Raw genomic sequence first — 4,085 nt, forward strand, 5'->3', positions numbered from 1 at the left:
AGCGAATGTATCGTTGATCTCCTCAGTGGGAGTCGACGATACATTCGCTCGGAGCGCTTGCGGCGCAGCAGCTCTCAGCGCAGGGTGGCGGTGAGGTGCGGGTAGCCCTTCTTCGGGTGGCGCAGCGCCAGGTCCCAGCCGTCGGCGGCGCGTGCGGCGTAGAGGTTCACGGTCGCGGGCAACAGGACCGGCTTGCCGAACCGGACCGAGTACGTCGCGCGCGACGGGATGCGGCCCTCCACGGCTCGCAGTGCCGCGGCCGCGCTCCACATGCCGTGCGCGATGGGCTTCGGGAACCCGAACGCCTTGGCGCCGAGCCGGGAGACGTGGATCGGGTTGCGGTCACCCGAGACCGATGCGTAGCGGTCGATCGTCTTCTGGTCCACTCGCAGCGTCGACGTCGGCACCGGAGGGATCTCCTCGGCCTTCGGTTCGGGCTTCGGCTGATCCGACAGCGAGGTGCGCTGCTGGTGCAGGAACGACGACGTCTGCCGCCACACCAGCTCCCGGCCGACGCTGATCTCGCTCACCAGGTCGACGAGCAGGCCCTTGCGGTGCTCCCGCAGGTTCTCGGCATGCACCCTCAGATCCAGCGGCTCGGTCACGGACACGGGCCGCACCTGCTCGATCACGTTCTCGGCATGGACGGAACCGACGGCGGCGAAGGGAAAGCCCTTCGACACCATCAGCTTCATCACGACGGGGAACGTCAGCGTGAACGGGTACGTCAGCGGGAGCGTGTCGCCGAAGCGCAGTCCGCACACCTTCGTGTACTCGGCCAGGTTGTCCGGGTCGACGCGCAGGCCGCGCAGTACGAGGGTGTCGTCGGGCAGGCGGTCGCCCGAGGCGCCCACCACGGGCAGCGCCGAGAGCGCCGCCCGCGCGTAGACGTCGAGAGTCGAAGGGCGCGAGGAGAGTTCGACGACAGCCATCACGCCCCCAGCATGGACTGGCCGCACACGCGCACGACCTGGCCGGTGACCGCGCTCGACGCCGGGTTGGCGAACCAGGCGACGGTCTCGGCGACGTCGACGGTCTGCCCGCCCTGCTGCAGCGAACTCATGAGGCGACCGGCCTCGCGGGTGGCCACCGGGATCGCTGCGGTCATGGCCGTCTCGATGAAGCCGGGTGCGACGGCGTTGATGGTGATGTTCTTCTCGGCCAGCACGGGCGCGGTGGCCTGCACCATCCCGATGACACCCGCCTTGGACGCGCCGTAGTTGGTCTGGCCGCGGTTGCCGGCGATGCCGGCGATCGACGACACGTCGACCACGCGGCCGCCCTCCTTCAGCGCGCCCTTCTCGACCAGCTTCTCGGTGATCTTCTGGGGGGCGAGCAGATTCACGGCCATGACGGCGTTCCACCGCGCGGCGTCCATGTTGGCGAGCAGCTTGTCGCGGGTGATGCCGGCGTTGTGGACGATGATGTCGGCGCCGTCGTGCCGCTCGAGCAGGTACTCGGCGAGCCTGTCGCCCGCGTCCGGGGCGGTGACGTCCAGGGCGAGGGAGACGCCGCCGACCTTGTTCGCGGTCTGCGAGAGGGCGTCGCCGGCCGCGGGGATGTCCGCGCAGACGACGTGCGCGCCGTCGCGGGCGAGTACCTCGGCGATCGTGGCGCCGATGCCGCGGGCCGCGCCGGTGACGACGGCGACCTTCCCGGCGAGCGGGCGCTCCCACGACTCGGGGGCCTTCGCGTCGCCGGCACCGACGCGGATCACCTGGCCGGAGACGAACGCGGACTTCGCGGACAGCAGGAAGCGCAGCGTGGATTCGAGGCCGGACAGGCCGGTGGCGGCATCGGGGGAGACGTACACCAGCTGGGCCGTCGCGCCGCGGCGCAGTTCCTTGCCGACGCTGCGTGTGAAGCCTTCGAGCGCGCGCTGGGCGATGCGCTCGTCCACGGAGGAGGCTTCCTCCGGGGTGGTGCCGAGCACCACGACGCGCCCGCTCGGGCCGAGCCCCTTGATCGCGGGCTGGAAGAAGGTGAACAGCTGCTCGAGGCCCGCGACGTCCGTGATGCCGGTGGCGTCGAAGACGAGCGCCCCGTACGCGGTGTCGGCGGGATCGGCGAACGGGTAGTCGGACAGCAGAGTGCGGATCGGTTCGACGAGGCGGCCGTTGCCCCCGACGAGCAGCGGGCCGGCCAGCGGCGGCTGACCCGGCTCGTACCGGCGCAGCTTCTCCGGCTTCGGCAGGCCGAACTGCTTGGCGAGGAATGCTCCGGGCGCGGACCCGATCAACTGGGCGTAGAGGCCGGGGGCGCTCTTGGTTTCAGCCACGATTCCACCTTCTCTGGTTCGGACGTCGGTATTGTCGGGAGGGGCCGACGGTGTGGTGTCGACAACGAACTTACTCGCGAGTAAGAATAGTAGCCAGAGTCTGTATCCACCAGCATCCCGGGAGACGTCAGTGACCACCACCGCTCGTTCCACGCAGCTGCGCCGTGTCGCAATCCTCGGCGGCAACCGGATCCCCTTCGCCCGGTCGGACCGCACGTACGCCCGCGCGTCGAACCAGGACATGTTCACCGCCACGCTCGACGGGCTGGTGAGCCGGTTCAACCTCCAGGGCGAGCGGCTCGGTGCCGTCGTCGGCGGGGCCGTCCTCAAGCACAGCCGCGACTTCAACCTGATCCGCGAGTGCGTACTCGGCAGCGCGCTGAACCCGCACACCCCCGCCTGGGACCTGCAGCAGGCCTGCGGCACCGGCCTGCAGTCGATCATCTCCGTCGGTGACGCCGTCGCCGCCGGCCGCATCGAGGCCGGCATCGGCGGCGGTGTCGACACCACCTCCGATGCCCCCATCGGCGTCAACAACGAGCTGCGCGAGTTCCTGCTCTCCCTCAACCGGGCCCGCTCGACCGGCGACCGCGTCAAGCTGCTCGGCCAGGTCCGGCCGTCGATGCTCGGCATCGAGATCCCCCGCAACGGCGAGCCCCGCACCGGACTGTCGATGGGCGAGCACGCGGCGATCACCGCCAAGGAGTTCGGCATCGCCCGGGAGGCTCAGGACGAGCTGGCCGCCGCGAGCCACCGCAACATGGCCGCCGCCTACGACCGTGGCTTCTTCGACGACCTCGTCACCCCGTTCCTCGGCCTCACCCGCGACGACAACCTGCGCCCGGACTCGACGGTCGAGAAGCTCTCCGGCCTGAAGCCGGTGTTCGGCGTCGAGCTCGGCGGCGCCACCATGACCGCGGGCAATTCGACCCCGCTCACCGACGGTGCGTCGGCGGCGCTGCTGTCCTCGGAGGAGTGGGCTGCGGAGCGCAGGCTGCCCGTGCTCGCCTACCTCGTGGACTCGGAGACCGCGGCGGTCGACTACGTCCACGGTGGCGACGGCCTGCTCATGGCCCCCACCTACGCGATCCCGCGGCTGCTGAAGCGCAACGGCCTGACGCTGCAGGACTTCGACTTCTACGAGATCCACGAGGCGTTCGCCTCCGTCGTCCTGGCCACGCTCCAGGCGTTCGAGTCGGAGGAGTACTGCAAGGGCCGGCTCGGTCTGGATGCTCCGCTCGGGTCCATCGACCGCAGCAAGCTCAACGTCAACGGCTCGTCGCTGGCGGCCGGGCACCCGTTCGCCGCGACGGGTGGCCGCATCGTCGCGTCCCTGGCGAAGATGCTGCATGAGAAGCGGCAGGAGACCGGCAAGCCCGTGCGGGGCCTCATCTCGATCTGTGCCGCAGGTGGGCAGGGTGTGACCGCCATTCTCGAGGCCTGAGCCGACCCCGGCGGCCCCGTCCGGAAAAAATCCCGGAAGTCTGTAACGCCCCGGCGGGGCCGCCGATAAACCAGTCGACCTCGCGTTGCTGCCTGACCCCCGACCTGGCGGCAACGCGAGGTCTTTCGCTTGTCCGCGGGGGCTCGGACCGCCCATCGGCTCGGGGGCGCCGGGAACCCGACATTAGGCTGGATACCGAGTGGTGCGCCCGATCCGGGGCGCACCCCGGTGAAAGGACATGGGTGAGCGGCAAGAGCGGGACGAACGACCCCGAGGACGGCCAGGACGAGGTTCGGTCCGCCGTCCCTGTGCCGGAGGCGACGCCCCAGGACGCCGCCGGCAACCGGACGGCGGCCGTCCCCG

The 4,085-nt window shown here is 70.4% G+C and carries 3 protein-coding genes; 1 reads left to right on the forward strand and 2 read right to left on the reverse strand.

The genetic code is table 11. The annotated features are described in order from the left end of the window. Positions 1-74: 74 nt before the first annotated feature. Positions 75-932 carry a MaoC/PaaZ C-terminal domain-containing protein gene (locus G6039_RS29725; protein ID WP_029546038.1) on the reverse strand — a complete coding sequence of 286 codons (858 nt, stop codon included), beginning with the start codon at positions 930-932 and terminating at the stop codon, positions 75-77. Next, positions 932-2,278 carry a 3-oxoacyl-ACP reductase gene (locus G6039_RS29730; protein ID WP_029546036.1) on the reverse strand — a complete coding sequence of 449 codons (1,347 nt, stop codon included), beginning with the start codon at positions 2,276-2,278 and terminating at the stop codon, positions 932-934. The genes G6039_RS29725 and G6039_RS29730 overlap by 1 nt, the downstream gene beginning before the upstream one ends. 130 nt (positions 2,279-2,408) lie before the next feature. Here G6039_RS29730 and G6039_RS29735 point away from each other — a divergent pair, with 130 nt between their 5' ends. Next, positions 2,409-3,722: an acetyl-CoA C-acetyltransferase gene (locus tag G6039_RS29735; protein ID WP_006931659.1), complete on the forward strand. Its 1,314-nt coding sequence runs from the start codon at positions 2,409-2,411 to the stop codon at positions 3,720-3,722. The last annotated feature ends 363 nt before the right edge of the window (positions 3,723-4,085 follow it).

The organism is Rhodococcus aetherivorans (genome assembly GCF_011058165.1).
In the GTDB taxonomy this organism is placed as follows: domain Bacteria; phylum Actinomycetota; class Actinomycetes; order Mycobacteriales; family Mycobacteriaceae; genus Rhodococcus; species Rhodococcus aetherivorans.

Coding starts and splice junctions, on each gene's coding strand:
- G6039_RS29725 (WP_029546038.1), bottom strand. CDS start 932: ATGGCTGTCGTCGAACTCTCCTCGCGCCCTTCGACTCTCGACGTCTAC.